This window comes from Agromyces sp. NPDC060279 (genome assembly GCF_042726785.1).
Taxonomy (GTDB): domain Bacteria; phylum Actinomycetota; class Actinomycetes; order Actinomycetales; family Microbacteriaceae; genus Agromyces.
In genome coordinates, this window is the sequence record NZ_JBHXBK010000003.1 from 22838 (window position 1) to 38859 (window position 16022).

At 73.3% G+C, this 16022-nt stretch carries 15 protein-coding genes and 1 tRNA gene; 11 read left to right on the plus strand and 5 right to left on the minus strand.

Translation table 11 applies throughout. From position 1 onward, the window contains the following. Positions 1 to 7 precede the first annotated feature (7 nt). From ACFWE1_RS11170 to ACFWE1_RS11180, 3 genes are all read right to left on the minus strand, one after another. A complete protein-coding gene (locus tag ACFWE1_RS11170; protein WP_376933525.1) occupies positions 8 to 1546 on the minus strand; it encodes a DNA polymerase Y family protein in 1539 nt (512 codons plus the stop codon). Continuing rightward, positions 1543 to 2244 carry a hypothetical protein gene (locus ACFWE1_RS11175; RefSeq protein WP_376933526.1) on the minus strand — a complete coding sequence of 234 codons (702 nt, stop codon included), beginning with the start codon at positions 2242 to 2244 and terminating at the stop codon, positions 1543 to 1545. Before ACFWE1_RS11175 ends, ACFWE1_RS11170 begins: the two co-directional genes overlap by 4 nt. Positions 2245 to 2324: 80 nt before the next feature. After that, positions 2325 to 2906 (minus strand): TetR/AcrR family transcriptional regulator, encoded by a 582-nt coding sequence (locus ACFWE1_RS11180; protein WP_376933527.1) that lies wholly within the window; start codon positions 2904 to 2906, stop codon positions 2325 to 2327. 146 nt (positions 2907 to 3052) lie between these two features. Between ACFWE1_RS11180 and ACFWE1_RS11185 the strand changes: the two genes are divergently transcribed. The 4 genes from ACFWE1_RS11185 (at position 3053) to ACFWE1_RS11200 (ending at position 7604) form a co-directional block, all read left to right on the plus strand. After that, positions 3053 to 3250, plus strand: a complete 198-nt coding sequence (locus tag ACFWE1_RS11185) for a hypothetical protein (RefSeq protein WP_376933528.1) — start codon at positions 3053 to 3055, stop codon at positions 3248 to 3250. Next, positions 3247 to 5127: a choice-of-anchor A family protein gene (locus ACFWE1_RS11190; protein WP_376933529.1), complete on the plus strand. Its 1881-nt coding sequence runs from the start codon at positions 3247 to 3249 to the stop codon at positions 5125 to 5127. Before ACFWE1_RS11185 ends, ACFWE1_RS11190 begins: the two co-directional genes overlap by 4 nt. Before the next feature lie 27 nt (positions 5128 to 5154). Next, the gene (locus ACFWE1_RS11195) at positions 5155 to 6618 is read left to right on the plus strand and encodes a SpaH/EbpB family LPXTG-anchored major pilin (protein ID WP_376933530.1); all 1464 of its coding nucleotides are present in this window, start codon (positions 5155 to 5157) and stop codon (positions 6616 to 6618) included. A gap of 77 nt (positions 6619 to 6695) precedes the next feature. Further along, positions 6696 to 7604, plus strand: a complete 909-nt coding sequence (locus ACFWE1_RS11200; RefSeq protein WP_376933531.1) for a class C sortase — start codon at positions 6696 to 6698, stop codon at positions 7602 to 7604. A 64-nt stretch (positions 7605 to 7668) separates the two neighbouring features. Here ACFWE1_RS11200 and ACFWE1_RS11205 read toward each other — a convergent pair. Further along, positions 7669 to 7753: transfer RNA gene (locus ACFWE1_RS11205), tRNA-Leu, on the minus strand. Between the two features lie 199 nt (positions 7754 to 7952). On the opposite strand from ACFWE1_RS11205, the gene ACFWE1_RS11210 reads away from it, so the two are divergent. Together ACFWE1_RS11210 and ACFWE1_RS11215 are read left to right on the plus strand one after the other, a co-directional pair. Further along, positions 7953 to 9278, plus strand: a complete 1326-nt coding sequence (locus ACFWE1_RS11210; protein ID WP_376933532.1) for a M20/M25/M40 family metallo-hydrolase — start codon at positions 7953 to 7955, stop codon at positions 9276 to 9278. Between the two features lie 70 nt (positions 9279 to 9348). Continuing rightward, positions 9349 to 10167, plus strand: a complete 819-nt coding sequence (locus ACFWE1_RS11215; protein ID WP_229781860.1) for an undecaprenyl-diphosphate phosphatase — start codon at positions 9349 to 9351, stop codon at positions 10165 to 10167. A 10-nt stretch (positions 10168 to 10177) separates the two neighbouring features. Here ACFWE1_RS11215 and ACFWE1_RS11220 read toward each other — a convergent pair whose 3' ends face one another. Continuing rightward, a complete protein-coding gene (locus ACFWE1_RS11220) occupies positions 10178 to 11089 on the minus strand; it encodes a PAC2 family protein (RefSeq protein WP_376933533.1) in 912 nt (303 codons plus the stop codon). Between the two features lie 77 nt (positions 11090 to 11166). On the opposite strand from ACFWE1_RS11220, the gene ACFWE1_RS11225 reads away from it, so the two are divergent. The 5 genes from ACFWE1_RS11225 to ACFWE1_RS11245 all read left to right on the plus strand — a co-directional run bounded on the left by ACFWE1_RS11225 (position 11167) and on the right by ACFWE1_RS11245 (position 15993). Next, on the plus strand, positions 11167 to 11874 hold the full coding sequence (locus ACFWE1_RS11225) for an HAD family hydrolase (RefSeq protein ID WP_376933534.1): 708 nt from the start codon (positions 11167 to 11169) through the stop codon (positions 11872 to 11874). Then, complete coding sequence (locus tag ACFWE1_RS11230; RefSeq protein WP_376933535.1) at positions 11871 to 12881, plus strand: tRNA (adenine-N1)-methyltransferase; 1011 nt, start codon at positions 11871 to 11873, stop codon at positions 12879 to 12881. The genes ACFWE1_RS11225 and ACFWE1_RS11230 overlap by 4 nt, the downstream gene beginning before the upstream one ends. A 61-nt stretch (positions 12882 to 12942) precedes the next feature. Beyond that, a complete protein-coding gene (locus ACFWE1_RS11235; protein ID WP_376933536.1) occupies positions 12943 to 13917 on the plus strand; it encodes an FKBP-type peptidyl-prolyl cis-trans isomerase in 975 nt (324 codons plus the stop codon). Positions 13918 to 13966: 49 nt separating this feature from the next. After that, entirely contained in the window at positions 13967 to 14983 is a 1017-nt protein-coding gene (locus ACFWE1_RS11240; protein WP_376933537.1) for a helix-turn-helix transcriptional regulator, read from the plus strand. Next, entirely contained in the window at positions 14983 to 15993 is a 1011-nt protein-coding gene (locus ACFWE1_RS11245) for a helix-turn-helix transcriptional regulator (protein ID WP_376933538.1), read from the plus strand. Before ACFWE1_RS11240 ends, ACFWE1_RS11245 begins: the two co-directional genes overlap by 1 nt. Positions 15994 to 16022: the final 29 nt, after the last annotated feature.

Sequence of the window (16022 nt, forward strand, 5' to 3'; positions counted from 1 at the left end):
CCACCCATCAGTCGTACCTCGCCTCGGCCCACCAGCCCTCCGCGTCGCGGAGCAGCAGCCAGGCGCAGCCGTCGTGGTCGACGAGCTGGAAGCGGTGCACCCGCCTCGCCCGCTCCGGATCCCACCAGCGTTCGACGACGGGCCACGGGCCGGCCCACGCCCGCACCTCGGCCGGCTGCTGCCCGGCGAGGGCGAAGCCGACCGGCGGGGAGCCGATCGCTCCGCGCTCGTCGATCGTGACGGGGCCGCCCGCGGCGTCGCGGAGGAGCACCGCCACCGGCTCGTCGAAGACGCTCGCCGGCGCGCGTGCGGGCAGGGTGCCCGGCCACGGCCCGGGCCGGACCGCCGGGGCGCGGTCGCCCCAGGGCACGAGCACCTGCCGGTCGCCGAGGAGCCGCCCGCCGCCGACGGCCGCGGTGGCGACCCCTTCGTGCCCGAGGAGCCCCTGCACGCGGGTGAGCGCGTGATGCACCCGTTCGTCGGGGCCGCCGCCCCAGAGCCCGGGCTCGTGGTCTCCGGTCGAGTCGAGCCGCTCGGGGATGATGCGCACCCGGGTCACGGCCGCGGCGAGCCCGGCCTCGGCGCTGCCCGCGCCCTGCAGCTGCCAGCGCACCCGGTCGAGCACCTCCGGGGCGGTGAACCAGCGCGGGTGCAGCCAACTGCGTCCGGAGTGTCCGCCGCGGTCGTCCTCCAGCTCGACCCGGAGGGCGGTGCAGACGAGCCGCGACTCGCGGATGCGGTCGATGAACCGTTCGGCCGAGACCCGGAATGCGAAGGCGAGCTGATCGATCCGGTCGATCGGCGGCTCGAAGCGCTGCTCCACCTCGAACTCCGGCGGCGGCGTGCGGGCCGCCACCTCGGACTGCTCGCGCCCCGCGGCCCGTTCGTGCGCGAACGCGCCGGCCGGGCCGAAGCGGCGGCGCACGTCGGCGGCCGGCAGCGCCGCGAGCTCCCCGAGCGTGCGCACCCCGAGCCGCAGCAGCAGGGTGCGGGTGCGCTGGTCGACGACGAGCGAGACGGGCAGCGGTGCCAGGAACTCGGCCGAGCCGCCCTCCGGGACGACCCCGACGGGGGAGCGCAGTGCGGTGCGGGCCGCCTGCTCGGCCGCGAAGGGGCCGTCGGCGATGCCGATCTTCGCCCCGGGCACCCCGAGCGCGGCGACGGTGTCGAGCAGGGCGCCCGCCGCCTGCGCCTCGCCCCCGTAGTACCGGACCGGGCCGCGCGCCCGCATCGCGAGCGTGCCCGGCCGTACGAGTTGCACGGCGGGCACCGCCTGCTCCACCCCGCGCACCACGGGCTCGAAGGCGCGATGGTCGAGCACGGGGTCGTAGGGGAGCACGAGGAGCTCGGGGGAGCGGTACTGGGCCTCGCGCAGGCGGAGGCCCCGCACGACCCCGTCGCGGCGTGCCGCGGCCGAGCAGGAGTGCACGGCGCCGCCCTCGATGAGCGCGATCGGCCGTGCCGGGTCGAGCCCCGCCTCCCGGCCCGCGGCGAGGACCGGCCAGTCGGGGCACCAGAGCACGATGGTGCGGGTGTGCCGGATCATCCCGCCCGCCGTTCTGCGCCGATCCGGCGGACCTCGCCCAGCGGCGGCACCTCGGCGAAGCCCCGCGCCTCCTCAGCGAGCCGGAGCCGCGCGCGTCGCCCGCTCGCGAAGCCGCCGCGACCGGAGGCGCGCACGAGCAGCTCGTGATCGGCGAGCAGGCCGTGCCCGCGCTCGAGCCCGCTCCAGCCGCTCGATTCGACGCCGAGGCTCGCTTCGCTGCCCGGCCAGTCGCCGGCCACGAGGAGGGCGGCGCCGCGCTCGCGGAGCCTGGCCGCGAGCCTGGCCGCCTCGGCCGGCTGCACCCGGCCGCCGGGGCGCACCGCGACGAGGGGGATGGCCTCGGCGAGCGTCGCGACGACGGTGAACCAGTGCCGGCCGGGACGCGGCACGAGCGCGAGCCGATCGAGGTCGAGTCCGAACCGCTCGGCCGCCTCGATCCCGAACTCGGGGATGCCGACGACCGCGCACCAGCGTCCGGCGGCGCTCGCCTCGGCGAGCAGGGCCATCAGCACCGAGCCGGAGCCGTGCACCTCGGTGACGGTGCCCTCACGCAGCGCCCCACCGGGGAGGAGCCCCGCGAACGCGGGATGGGTCGGCAGCGCGCGCCCTTCGAGCCTCGTCGCCTGCATGCCGTGGATGCGGCTCTGCAGCTCGGCGACCCGCTCGAGGCGGGTGCGCTGGGGAAGGGTCGAGGTCACCCTCTCATCTTCGAACAGATATTCGATTCATGCAATCTCAGATCCGATTGAAGATTCGAAGAATCGAAGAACCGGACGACTCAGTCCCGCAACACCTCGAGGATCCGGGTGAGCGCGGCGGTCGCCTCGGCCATGACGTCGTCGGCGCCGCTCGTCGCGGCGTGGGTGATCGCCCCCAGCGCGAGATCCGGCACGAGGTCGGCGATCGGCGTGCCGCCGAGGCCGCCGCGCACGACGATCTCGTCGAGCAGCGGGGCGAGCTGGGCCTTGGTGCGATGCATGATGTCCCGCGTCGCCGGATCCATGGCCGCGAGGAGCATCGGTTCGACCCGCATCGCCAGCAGCTCCTCCGGGTGCCCCGGCGAGTACCAGGCGACGAGCAGGAGCCGGGCCACCTCGCCGAGTTCCTCGATGCGCTCGGGCAGTCCGGCGACGAGTTCGGCCGCCGCGGCGTAGCGCTCCGCCTCGGCCGACTCGACGGCCGCCTGGTAGAGCTCAGCGCGAGTCCGGTAGAGATGATTCGCGGAGCCGACGGGGATGCCAGCTTCGATCGCCACCCGCCGGTGCGTCACCGCACCCGGCCCCTCGTCGCGCAGGAGCCGCCCCGCCGCCTCGGCCATGGCCGCCCGCCGCTCGTCGAACCCCTGATTCCCTCTCGGCATCCGGTCCTCCCTCGCTCGCGTCCCGCCGCGCGGCTTCGCTCACCGAATCGTACAATAGCCCAGTATATACACAGGTATATGCGTGAGTATCTTTCATGGAACGCCGACCGGCGTGCCGATCCCCGGATCCCATGGAAGGCCGCAGCATGCCACCCTTTCGCGCCACCCGTCGGCCGCTGCTCGGCGGCGGGGTGATCACGGTCCTGGTGCTCGCGCTCGGGTTCGCGACGCCGGCTCCGAGCGCGCACGGCGTCGAGGACCCCGAAGCGCAGGGCAGCACCCTCGCCTCGGGGCAGTGCGCCGTGTCGGAGCTGCCGAGCCCCGGCCCGCGCAACCCCGGGTGATCGACAACAACGTCTCGCTGTACACCGGCGGCGACCTCATCCTCGCCGGCGGCGTCGCCGAGGTCGAGGGCCTGGTCGTCGTCGGCCGCGACGCGCGCGTCCAGCCGAGCCCCGCCAGGCGGATCGACCTCGGCGTCGTCGGCGTCGGATCCGGGGTCATCCCGGGCGGCGGGGGACCCGCTCTCGCGGTCGGCCGGGACCTCACCGTCTCGAGGGGGAGCACTCTCGCCGTGGGCGGCGGTCCGGTGCAGGTCGGCGGCCGGATGAATCCGGGCTACCCGGATCGCGCCTACGCGTTCTCCTCCGGCGGCCGGGACGGGCTGGGAGCGACCGCCGTCGCGGATTGGGCCGCCTTCGGCGAGCGCCTCCGCTCCACCTCAGCCGAATACGCCGCCCTCCGCCCCACCGGCAGCATCTCGTGGGGCGAGAACTTCGAGGGCACCGGCGCTGCGCGCGAGGTGTTCTCGGTCTCGGCGGCCGATCTGCCGAACGAGATCGACTTCAGCGGCATCGCCGAGGACGCGACCGTCATCGTCAACGTCCGCGGCGCGAGGGTCGACTGGGCGCCCACGTGGATCTCCGAGGACGGCCGCCGGGTCGACGTGCCCGACGGCACCGTCAACGGCTTCGGCCGGACCGCGCAGCGGACGATCTGGAACTTCGTCGACGCCACGAGCGTGACCCTCGGCGGCTCGTCCCAGATCCTCGGCAGCATCCTCGTCCCGGGAGCCGCCGCCGACCCGGGCCGCCCGACGGTCGACGTCACCGCGAACACGAACGGGCGCCTGCTCAGCAACGGCTCGATCCGCCTGGCCGGCACCTCCAACGAGCACCACAACTACCCCTTCCGGGAGAAGCCGTTCGCCTGCGACCCCGACCCCGAGAAGCCCGTCGACCCGCCGACCGATCCCGAGGTGCCCGTCGACCCGCCCGAGGAGGGCGTGCTCGAGGTCGAGAAGACGGTCTCGCGGGCGCACGGCACGGTCGTCGCCCCAGGTCAGCGCGTCGACTACGCCGTGACCTTCCGCAACGTCGGCGACGGACCGGTCGACGTCGAGCACGTCGACGCACTCGACGACGTCCTCGACGACGCCGGGCTCGACCCCGGTTCGCTGACCGCGGAGGAGCCGCTCAGCGCCGTCCTCGACGGCCAGCGCATCCACGTCGCCGGCACGCTCCCTGCCGGAGCGCAGGCGGCGGTGCGCTACCGGGTGACGGTGAACGCCGCGGACCGGCTGGGGAACCGGATGCTCCGCAATCTCGTCTTCGCCTCCGACACCGAGCCGCCGGGCTGCGACGACGCACTCGCCTGCACCGAGAACCCGGTGGAGGTCCCCGCCTGGACCGTGGCGAAGCACGCGAACCCGGCGTCCGGCAGCGAGATCCTCCCCGGCGACACCGTGGCGTACACCGTGACCGCGACCGGCCTCGTCGGGACCGTGCCCGACGCGAGCATCACGGACGAGCTCGGCGACGTGCTGGGCGCCGCCGACTTCGTCGCCGGGTCGGCGACGCTCGCCGTCGGCGACGCACCGGCGACGCCGGTCCCCGACCCCGTGGCGGGCCGACTCGACAGCGGCGCGTTCGCGCTCACCGCCGGGCAGGAGGCGCGCCTCAGCTACCGGGTCGTCGTCCACGACGATGCCTGGGCCGGCACACTGCGGAACCTCGCCTGGGGCTCCGGGAGCGTCGACCCCGACGACTGCACGGCGGACGCCCCCTGCGCCACCGAGCATCACACCCCCGTGCGGGGCCCGCAGCTCCCGCAGACCGGCGGCGGCGGGACCGCCTGGATGACGGCGAGCGGCCTCGTCGTCCTCGGGCTCACCGCCACCGCACTGCTCGTCCGGCGCCGCCGGACCGGCACCTCGAACTGAACGAAACGAAGAAAGCGAGACCTCCCGATGACGACCCCGTTCCGCCGACGAACCGCCGCGCTCGCGGCGGCCGTGCTCGGCCTCACCCTGCTCGGAGGCGCGACGGTGCCCGCCGCGAACGCCGCCTCGGCCGCGGACATCGATCCCGATGCGACGGCCGCCCTGCACGTGCACAAGTTCGTCCAGCCCGACGAGTCGGGTGCCCCGGCCGACGGCCTGCCCAAGGACACCACGGGCCTCACCCCGCTCGCGGGAGTCGAGTTCACCGTGCAGCGCGTGTCCGGCATCGACCTCACCACGAACGAGGGCTGGCGGGCCGCCGGCGAGCTGACGGCCGCGGAGGCCGCCGCCCGGGCCGAGCAGCCGGGCACCGCGAAGACGACGGACGCCGCGGGCGACGCCTCCTTCCCGGGGCTGCCGCTCGGGCTCTACCTCGTCTCGGAGACGAGCGTCCCGGCGGGCGTCACGCCGGGCACGCCCTTCCTCGTCACGCTCCCGCTGACCGACCCCGAAGATCGCGACGCCTGGCTGTACGACGTGCACGTCTACCCGAAGAACGCGGTGACCGGGGGTGAGAAGACCGTGCGCGACGCCGGGGCCGTGGTGCAGGGCGACGAGATCGTCTACACGATCCGCGGCGACATCCCGAACGTCGAGGTGATCGACGGCTATCGGATCGTCGACGCGCTCGACCCGCGCCTCGACCACCTCTCCACGGCCGTGTCCCTCACGAACGGCGTACCGGTCGCCGAGGGCCGCGACGCCCGGGTCTCCTTCGATCAGGCCGGCAACACCGTGACCGTCGAGTTCACGGAACAGGGCCGCGCCCTGCTCGCGGCGAACGCCACGGCCGCCCAGGTCCAGCTCGTCATCACGGCGCGCGCGAACGCCACCGGGGTCATCCCCAACGAGGCCGTCATCTACCCGAACGAGGCGTCGTTCGACGTGCAGCCGGGCGAACCCGGCGGGCCGGTCGTGACGCCGCCCGTCGAGACCAAGTGGGGCGCGCTCGTCATCGAGAAGGTCGACCTCGAGAACCCGGCCACGAAGCTCGAGGGCGCCGTCTTCCAGGTGTTCCGCTCGGAGGCGGACGCGCGTGCGCTGCGCGGGCCACTCGAGATCGACGGCGCGACGCAGTTCACCACGGGCCGCGACGGGCGGGTCGTCATCAGTGGGCTCCGCTACTCCGACTTCGCCGACGGCCGGCAGCTCCAGCCGGGCGACCCGGACTGGCGCTCCTACTGGGTCGCCGAGGTTCAGGCGCCGAAGGGCTACGAGCTCCTCGCCGAGCCGGTGAAGGTCGACGTCACGAGCGACGACCCGAGCCGTGTCACGGTGACGATCGAGAACGTGCCGCACAACGGCGGCTTCATGCTCCCGAGCACCGGCCTCGCCGGCACCGTCGCACTGCTCGCCGGGGGAGCGCTGCTCCTCGCTGGCGTGCTCGTGCTCGCCGTCCTCCGTCGGCGCCACAGCCGACGCGAGGCCTGAACCCCCGCCCGCCCGGCTCGGTCGATTCCCCCTCGACTGAGCCGGGCAGCGCGGCTCCCCGAGTGAACGGAGTCGAGGTGACGGTGACGACCGGCGCACGCCGCTTCTCCGGAGTGAACCTCCTGATCTTCCTGCTCGGGATGACGGCGATCGCGCTCCTGCTCTTCCCGACCGCCGCGAACTGGCTGAGCACGATCCACCACGACGAGGCGAACGCGCGCTACACGCAGCAGGTCACCGGGCACCGCGAATCGGGAGCGGTCGATCGACTGCTCGCCGAGGCGGAGGCGTACAACGCCGCACTGCCGACCGGGCAGCTTCGCGACCCGTACACGACCACGAGCACCGCACCCGGGCTCGACCCCGCCCGCTACGCGGCGCAGCTCGACCTCGGTGCCGACGGCGTCGTCGCCCGGGTGCGGTACCCGCGCCTCGGGATCGACCTCCCGGTGTATCTCGGAACGGGGGCCGACGTGCTCCGCAAGGGCGTCGGCCACCTGTTCGGCAGCAGCCTCCCCGTCGGCGGCGCGAGCACGCACAGCGTGCTGACCGCGCACTCCGGTGCCCCCTATGCCACGCTCTTCGACCCCATTCACGATGCGAGGCCGGGCGACCTCATCACCGTCGAAGTGGGCGACCGCCGTCTCGTGTACCGCGTCACGGGTACCGAGACCGTCCGACCGGACGACACGAGCTCGCTCGGGATCCAGCCGGGCACCGATCTGCTCACCCTGCTGACGTGCACGCCGATCGGCGTCGCCTCGCACCGGCTGCTCGTGCACGCCGAACGGGTCCCGGACGACGAACCGGCGGCGGAGCGCGTGGAGCTCGATCGGGAGCCGGGCGCCGGCCTCCTCGAAGCGGTGCTCACCGCCTGCTGGATGCCCGCAGCCCTCGTCGCCGCGGCCGGGCTCTGGTCGCTGGTCCCACCGGTGCGCACCAGGAGGCGCGGAGGCACCGGCGATGAACCGCAAGCCGAGCCGTGAACGGGCGAGCTGAGCTGTGAAACGCGAAAGGGCCGGATCTTTCGATCCGGCCCTTTCGTCCACGTGCGCGAGGGGGGACTTGAACCCCCACGCCCTATACGGGCACTAGCACCTCAAGCTAGCGCGTCTGCCAATTCCGCCACCCGCGCGTGGTTTCCCGCTGATCTCTCAGCGGGCCGTAGAAGACATTAGCACGGTTTCGGAGGGCCGTTTGACCACTCCGGGCGGCTGCGGCATCCACCCCTCCGAAAGCGCAGATCAACCTGCGGAAACTCGTTCTCCGACCGCTCGGCGCCGGGAGAATCGGGGAGTGGGGGAGAACCCGGCGGGCACGATAGCGTGGAACGCATGGCCGAGGCAGCGACGACCCCCGCGATCACCGACGAACTCGACGAGACGGCGAGCATCGCGCAGGAACTGATCCGCTTCGACACCACGAACTACGGCGAGGGGCGGGCCAACGGCGAGCGCGAGGCCGCCGAGTACGTCGAGGCCAAGCTCGCCGCCCTCGGCCTCGCCCCGCAGCTGTTCGAGTCGGCCCCGCGCCGAGCGAGCGTCGTCGCACGCGTGCCGGGCCGCAATCCCGAGAAGCCGGCGCTCGTGCTGCACGGCCACCTCGACGTGGTCCCCGCCGACCCGCGCAACTGGAGCGTCGACCCCTTCGCGGGCGAAGTGCGCGACGGCATGCTCTGGGGCCGCGGTGCGGTGGACATGAAGGACATGGACGCCATGATGCTCACGGCGCTCGGCGACATCCTGCGCAGCGGCCGTCAGCCGGAGCGCGAACTCGTCGTCGCGTACTTCGCCGACGAGGAGGCCGGCGGCGACTACGGCGCGCACTGGCTCGTCGAGCACCACCCCGAGCTCTTCGCCGGCGCTACCGAGGCGATCAGCGAGGTCGGCGGCTACTCCATCACCGTCGGCGGTACGCGGGCCTACCTGCTGCAGACGGGGGAGAAGTCCCTGCTCTGGGTGCGGCTCGTCGCCACCGGCACGGCCGCGCACGGCTCCCGGCTCATCCACGACAACGCCGTCACGAAGCTCGCCGAAGCCGTCGCGCGCATCGGCCGCACGGAGTGGCCGCTGCGGCTCACCGGCACCACCACGGAGCTCCTCGCCGCCGTCGCCGGAGTCCTCGGGGTCGACCCTCAGCAGGTCTCGCCCGACGAGCTCGCCCTCGCCACCGGTTCCGCCTCGGGCTTCATCACCGCGACGCTGCGCACGACGACCAACCCGACGCTGCTCGAGGCCGGGTACAAGCACAACGTCATCCCCGACCGGGCCGAGGCGCTCGTCGACATCCGCACCCTCCCTGGCGAGGAGGACGAGGTGCTCGCCGCGATCCGCGAACTCGCCGGCGACGACGTCGAGGTGCAGATCGTGCACCGCGACGTCGGCCTCGAGGCCTCCACGACCGGCCCGCTCGTCGACGCGGTCGCCGGGGCGATCGGCCGGCACGACCCCGGCGCCCCGGTGTTCCCGTACCTGCTCTCGGGCGGCACCGACAACAAGGCGCTCTCCAGGCTCGGCATCGCCGGCTACGGCTTCGCGCCGCTCCGGCTGCCCGAGAACATCGACTTCCCGGCGATGTTCCACGGTGTCGACGAGCGTGTGCCGCTCGACGCGCTCTCCTTCGGGCACCGCGTGCTTCGCGACCTGCTGCTCGAATACTGAGCCCTCCCACGGAGGGGGCTTACGATCGTCTCCGTCGCCGCACGCCACCGACCGAACGGACACACGACACGTGATCGAAGCCCTCATCCTCGGGTTCGTCCAGGGACTGACCGAGTTCCTCCCCATCTCCTCGAGCGCGCACCTGCGCATCCTCGGGGAGCTCCTGCCGGGCGCGCAGGACCCGGGCGCGGCGTTCACCGCCATCACCCAGATCGGCACCGAGGCGGCGGTCGTCGTGTTCTTCTGGCGCGACATCGTGCGGATCATCTCGCACTGGTTCGGCTCGTTCACCGGCCGCGTGCCGCGCAACGACCCCGACGCCCGGATGGGCTGGCTGATCATCGTCGGCTCGATCCCGATCGTGGCGCTCGGCGTCCTCTTCCAGGACGAGATCGAGACGACCTTCCGCTCGCTCTGGATCGTCGCGACGATGCTCATCGTCTTCGGCATCATCCTCGGGCTCGCCGACTGGGCGGGACGCAAGACCCGCACGCTCCGGGAGCTGAACGTGCCGCACGGCATCCTGTTCGGCTTCGCGCAGGCGCTCGCGCTCATCCCCGGCGTCTCGCGCTCGGGCGGCACGATCTCGATGGGGCTCTTCCTCGGCTACGAACGCGCCGCCGCCGCGCGCTACGCGTTCCTCCTGGCGATCCCCGCCGTCTTCGGCTCGGGCTTCTACCAGCTCTTCAAGAGCATCGGCGAACCGAGCGTCTACGGGCTCGTCGAGACGGGCGCGGCGACGCTCGTCGCCTTCGTCGTGGGGCTGCTCGTCATCGCGTTCTTCATGAACTACATCTCGAAGCGCAGCTTCCTGCCCTTCGTGATCTACCGGATCCTGCTCGGCGGACTGCTCCTCGTGCTGCTCGGCACGGGCGTGCTGAGCGCCTGAGCCGCCCGGTTCAGCCCTCCCGGGGCCGCCAGGGCTCGTCGCCGGCTGGGCCGTCGCCGCGCCGGCGCAGATAGCGCTCGAACTCCTTGGCGATCGCCTCGCCGCTCGCCTCTGGCGCGTCGACCGCGTCGCGTGCCTCCTCGAGCTGGGCGATGTAGGCGGCCATCTCGTCGTCCTCCGCCGCGAGGGCGTCGACGCCGGCCTCCCAGGCCTTCGACTCGATCTCGAGCGAGCCCCGGGGGATGGAGAGCCCCGTCAGTTCCTCGAGCTTGCCGAGGAGCGCCAGCACCGCCTTCGGCGAGGGCGCGTTGTGCACGTAGTGCGGGACGGAGGCCCACAGGGAGACGGTCGGGATGCCGGCGCGCTCGGCCTGATCGGCGATGACGCTGAGGATGCCGACGGGCCCCTCGTAGCTCGAGCGCTCGACGCCGAGCGAGGCGCGCACCTCGGGGTTCTCGCTCGAGGCGAAGACCGCGAGCGGCCTCGTGTGCGGCGCGTCGGCGAGCATCGCGCCGAGCAGCACGATGCCGTCGATGTCGGCCGCGAGCGCGGCGTCGACGAGTTCGGCGGTGAACGCCTTCCAGCTGCGTGCCGGCTCGGCACCGAGCAGCACGTGCAGTCCCTCGGCACCGGGGCCGGTGAGCTGCTCCTCCGGCTCGTCGAGCTCTGGCTCGCCGCCCGGCCCGAGGATCGCGGCGCCCGGCCACTCGATCCGGCGCACGCCGTCGTCACCGGCGACGATCGACGGCCGCGAGAACTGGAAGTCGAAGTACAGCTCGGGGTCGACCGCGGCGATCTCGACGAGTCCCAGCCGACGGGCCAGCAGCTTCGCCGCCCCGGTCGCCGCCTCGCCCGCGTCGTTCCACCCCTCGAAGGCGACGACGAGGAGTCGTCCGCCGTCGAATCCGACCGGATGGTCCACTGGCGTCGCCCCGCTTCCTGCGCCCGGACGGTCCGGGTTCGGTTCCACAATAGGCGGTGCCCGTAGACTTGCCCGTTGTGACCACTCGCCTTCCCGCCGCCGTCCTCTGGGACATGGACGGCACGCTCGTCGACACCGAACCCTACTGGCTCCGCGCCGAGGCCGAGCTCGTCCGCTCGCACGGCGGCGTCTGGACCGAGGAGGACGGGCTGCAGCTCGTCGGTTCCGGCCTCTGGGACTCGGCCGCCGTCTTCCAGCGGGCGGGCGTCGCGCTCTCCGCCGACGAGATCGTGCACCACCTCACCGGCCGCGTGCGCGAGCAGATCGTCGCCGAGGGCGCCCCCTGGCGGCCGGGCGCGCGCGAGCTCCTGCGCGACATCCGCGAGGCGGGGGTGCCGACCGGGCTCGTCACGATGTCGCTGCGCGGGATGGCGGAGGACATCGTCGCCGCCACGGGGTTCGAGGCGTTCGACGTGCTCGTGGCGGGCGACATGGTCGACCACCCGAAGCCCCACCCCGAGCCCTATCTGCGCGCCGCTGAGCAGCTCGGCGTCGACATCACCGCCTGCATCGCGCTCGAGGACTCCCCGCCAGGGGTGGCCTCGGCGGCGGCCTCCGGGGCCTTCGCCCTCGGCATCCCGCACATCGCCTCGCTCGACGGCAGCGACGCGCACCTGCTGTGGCCGACGCTGGCCGGGCGCACGAGCGCCCACCTGTTCGAAGCCGCGAGCGCCCACCTGGCCTCGCGCCGCCTCGCCGACGAGCCCGAGGAGGCCAACGCGTGAACGAGAGCCGCGGCGAGCGGAGCGGCCCCTTCCGGGTCGGCGACCGCGTCCAGCTCACCGGACCGAAGGGGCGGATGCACACCATCACCCTGGAGCCCGGCAAGGTCTTCCACTCGCACAAGGGCGGCATCGCCCACGACGCCGTGATCGGGCTGCCCGACGGCTCGGTCGTCGCGAACGAGGTCGGCGTCGAGTACCTGGCGCTGCGGCCGCTGCTCAAGGACTTCGTGATGTCGATGCCGCGCGGCGCGGCGATCGTCTACCCGAAGGACGCGGCCCAGATCCTCGCCCAGGCCGACGTGTTCCCCGGCGCCACCGTCGTCGAGGCGGGGGTCGGCTCCGGCGCGCTCTCGCTGTGGCTGCTGCGCGCCATCGGCCCCGAGGGCCGGCTGCACTCCTTCGAACGGCGCGACGAGTTCGCCGAGGTCGCCCGCGGCAACGTCGCGACCTTCCACGGCCGCGACCCGGAGAACTGGTCGATCACGCTCGGCGACCTCGCCGAGGTGCTGCCGGAGACGGTCGCCGACGGCACCGTCGACCGCGTCGTGCTCGACATGCTCGCGCCCTGGGAGTGCATCGGCGCGGTGTCCCGCGCGCTGAAGCCCGGCGGCGTCGTGCTCTGCTACGTCGCCACGGTCACGCAGCTCTCCCGGGTCGCCGAGGCCATCCGGGCGACGGGGGAGTACACCGACCCCGACGCGAACGAGACCATGGTGCGCGGCTGGCACGTCCAGGGGCTCGCGGTCCGCCCGGACCACCGGATGATCGCGCACACCGGCTTCCTCATCACCGCCCGGCGGCTCGCCCCGGACACCGTGCTGCCGGAGCTCAAGCGCCGCCCGTCGAAGACGGAGTTCAGCGACGAGGACGTCGAGGCGTGGACGCCCGGCGCCCTCGGCGAGCGGACCGTCAGCGACAAGGCGCTCCGTAAGCGCGTCCGCGCCGCGGACACCGCGGCCGGCCACGCCCGCGCCCCCATCGACGAGGCCCCCGGCGATGCCGGGTAGGCTTTCATCGCTCACCGCCGCCCCGGCGGCATCCGTGACCGCATCCCAGAATCGAGGATCCGTGCGCTCGTCTCTCGCGCTCATCGCCGCCCTCGGCGTCGCCGTCGCCCTCTCCGCCTGCTCGACCGGACCCGCGCCCGAGGCCGCCCCCGGCGCCTCGACCGAGGCGGTCACCGTGACGGGCGAGTTCGGCTCGGAGCCGAAGGTGACGTTCCCCACCCCGCTCACGCCGACCGAGACCCAGTGCGAGGTGCTGCACGAGGGCGAGGGCGACCACATCGCCGAGGGCCAGCTGGTCGAGGTGGCGTTCGTCGCCTACGACGGCGGCACCGGCGAGAAGCTCGGCGGCGGCGGATTCGGTGATGCGGGCGGCCAGCTGATGACGCGGGGCGGCTCCGACTCGGTCCCGGCCTTCGACAAGGGCCTGAGCTGCGCCAGCGAGGGCTCGCGGGTCATGTTCGTCGCGGCCGACTACGACGCGAGCGGAGCCGGTGAGCCCACTCCGGGCGCCGACCCGAAGAACGGCGTGGTGTTCGTGCTCGACGTGCTCCGCGCCTTCCCGACGAAGGCCGAGGGCGCCCCGCAGCTCACCCGCGACGGCTTCCCGGCGGTCGTGCTCGCGCCCGACGGCCGTCCCGGCATCACGGTGCCGAAGTCCGACCCGCCCGCCGACGCGAAGGAGACCACCGCGGTCGAGACGCTCAAGGGCGGCAACGGTCCGGTCGTGAAGGACGGCGACACGGTCGTCGTGCAGTTCACCGCGGTGAACTGGGACGACAACCAGGTCATCGAGGAGCTCTCCACCTGGGGTCAGGGGACGCCCGCGCGCGTGGGAGCGACGAGCGACGCGCAGACGGCGATGCAGATCGGCCTCCCCGTCGGCTTCACGAAGTCGCTCATCGGTCAGCAGGTCGGCTCGCAGCTCGGCCTCATCATCCCGGCGAGCGAGGCGTACGGCGAGCAGGGCGCCGGCAACGGGGTCATCGCCCCGAACGCCACGCTCTTCTTCGTGGTCGACATCCTGGGCGTCCTCTGATTCCCGCGCGGCGGCGACCGGCCCCGGCCGGTTCAGTATGATCGCTGCTGTGGCGGAGAAGTCTCGGGGAACGCCCCGCATCCAGGTCGAGGACCGCCTCTTCAGCCTCGTGCTCGCGCTGCTCGCGACCGAGACCGGGCTGCTGAAGTCGGAGATCCTGTCGACCGTGCGCGGGTACGCCGAGCGCTACGACCCCGCCGGGGCCAACGCGAGCCTCGAGCGCCAGTTCGAGCGCGACAAGGACGAGGTCCGCGAGCTCGGCATCCCGCTCGAGACCATCGAGTCGCCCGACCGCCCGGGCGACAACCAGTCCCTTCGCTACCGCATCCCCAAGGGCCGCTACGACCTGCCCGACGAGGTCACCTTCACCCCCGACGAGCTCGCGCTGCTGGGCCTCGCCGCCGAGGTGTGGCGCGAGGCGTCCCTCTCCTCGGACTCGCAGCGCGCCCTCACGAAGCTGCGCGCCCTCGGCATCGAGCCGCGCGAGCCGGTCATCGGCTACGCGCCGCGCCTGCGCGTGCGCGACGCCGCCTTCGAGCCGCTGCGCCAGGCGCTCGACCGGCGGCAGGCCGTCTCCTTCCGCTACTTCAAGCCGGGCGAGCCCGCGCCGCGCCTCCGCCGGGTCGAGCCGTACGCGGTCGTGCTCCACGAGGGCCGCTGGCACCTGCACGGCCGCGACCGCGACGCCGACGGCCTGCGCACCTACCTGCTCTCCCGCATCGTCGGCCCCGTCGAGGTGCTGCCCGGCGTCTCCTTCGAGGCGCCGCCCGCCGACGTGCAGGACCTCATCCTCGGCGAACTCGAAGCGCTCCGCCTGCAGAACACGGCCGATCTGGCGGTCGCCGCAGGCAGCGACGCCGAGGTCCGCCTCGGCAAGCGCGCCGTGCTCCGCGACGACGACCGCGGGGTGATCAGCCTGCACTACACCGATGCGGCCGTCTTCGCCGACGAGCTCGCCGCCTACGGTCCCGAGGTGCGCGTGCTCAAGCCGGCCGAGCTCCGCGACGCGGTGCGGGCTCGGCTCGCGATCGTCGCGGCCGCGCACGACGAGGCGGGGGAGAGCTGATGGCTGCACGCAAGCCGCTGCGCGCCTCCGACAAGCTCGTGTTCCTGCTGGCCTTCGTGCCGTACCTGCTCGAGCGGCGGGTCGTCGACGTGTCCGAGGCGGCGGAGTACTTCGGTCTCGGCGAGAACGAGATCCGCGATGCGGTCCGGCTGATCGCGACCTCGGGCCTGCCGGGGGAGACCGGCACCTACCAGCCGAACGACCTCTTCGACATCGACTGGGACTCCTTCGAGGAGGACGACGTCATCGTGATCGTGCACCACGTGGCGATCGACGACGCACCCCGGTTGTCGGCCCGCGAGGCGAGCGCGCTCATCGCCGGCCTGCAGTACCTCTCGGCGTCGCCGGAGAACGCGGGCAGCGCCAGGCTCGCGGCCCTGCTCGAGAAGCTCCGGCTCGGCACCACCGGCGCCCCTACGCAGCTCGCGGTGGCCGAGACGGAGGCGGATGCCTCGCTCGCCCGCATCCGCGAGGCCGTCGCCGCAGGCCGCCAGCTCGAGTTCGACTACCGCAACGCGCTGGGGGAGCGGGCCAGGCGCCGGGTCGACCCGCTCCGCATCGCCTCCCTCGGGGCCGACTGGTACCTCCAGGCCTACGACCACGGCCGCGAGGACATGCGCAATTTCCGCGTCGACCGGATGACCGGGCTGCTCGTGAGCGAGCTGCCGATCGCCGACCACAGCGACCGCGAGGTGCCCGACACGCTCTTCCACGGCTCCGACACCGACCTCGACGTCGTGGTCGACGTGGCCGAGGAGACGCTGCCGCTGCTCGCCGACTACCTGGCTGACTCCAGCAGCGAGCCGGCGGGCGACCGGCTGCGGGTGACACTCCGCGTCGCGCACTACCACGGCCTCAAGCGCCTCATCGCGGGACTGCCCGGGCTCGTCACGGTCGTCGCGCCCGACGAGGCCAGGGCCGCGGTCGCGGAATGGGCGCGCGCGGGCCTCGCCGGCTACGAGACCGCGGACGTCCCGACTGACGGCTCCGGCATTGGTCCGACCGGCTAGACTGGTCATCACGAGTTTCCGAACATTGG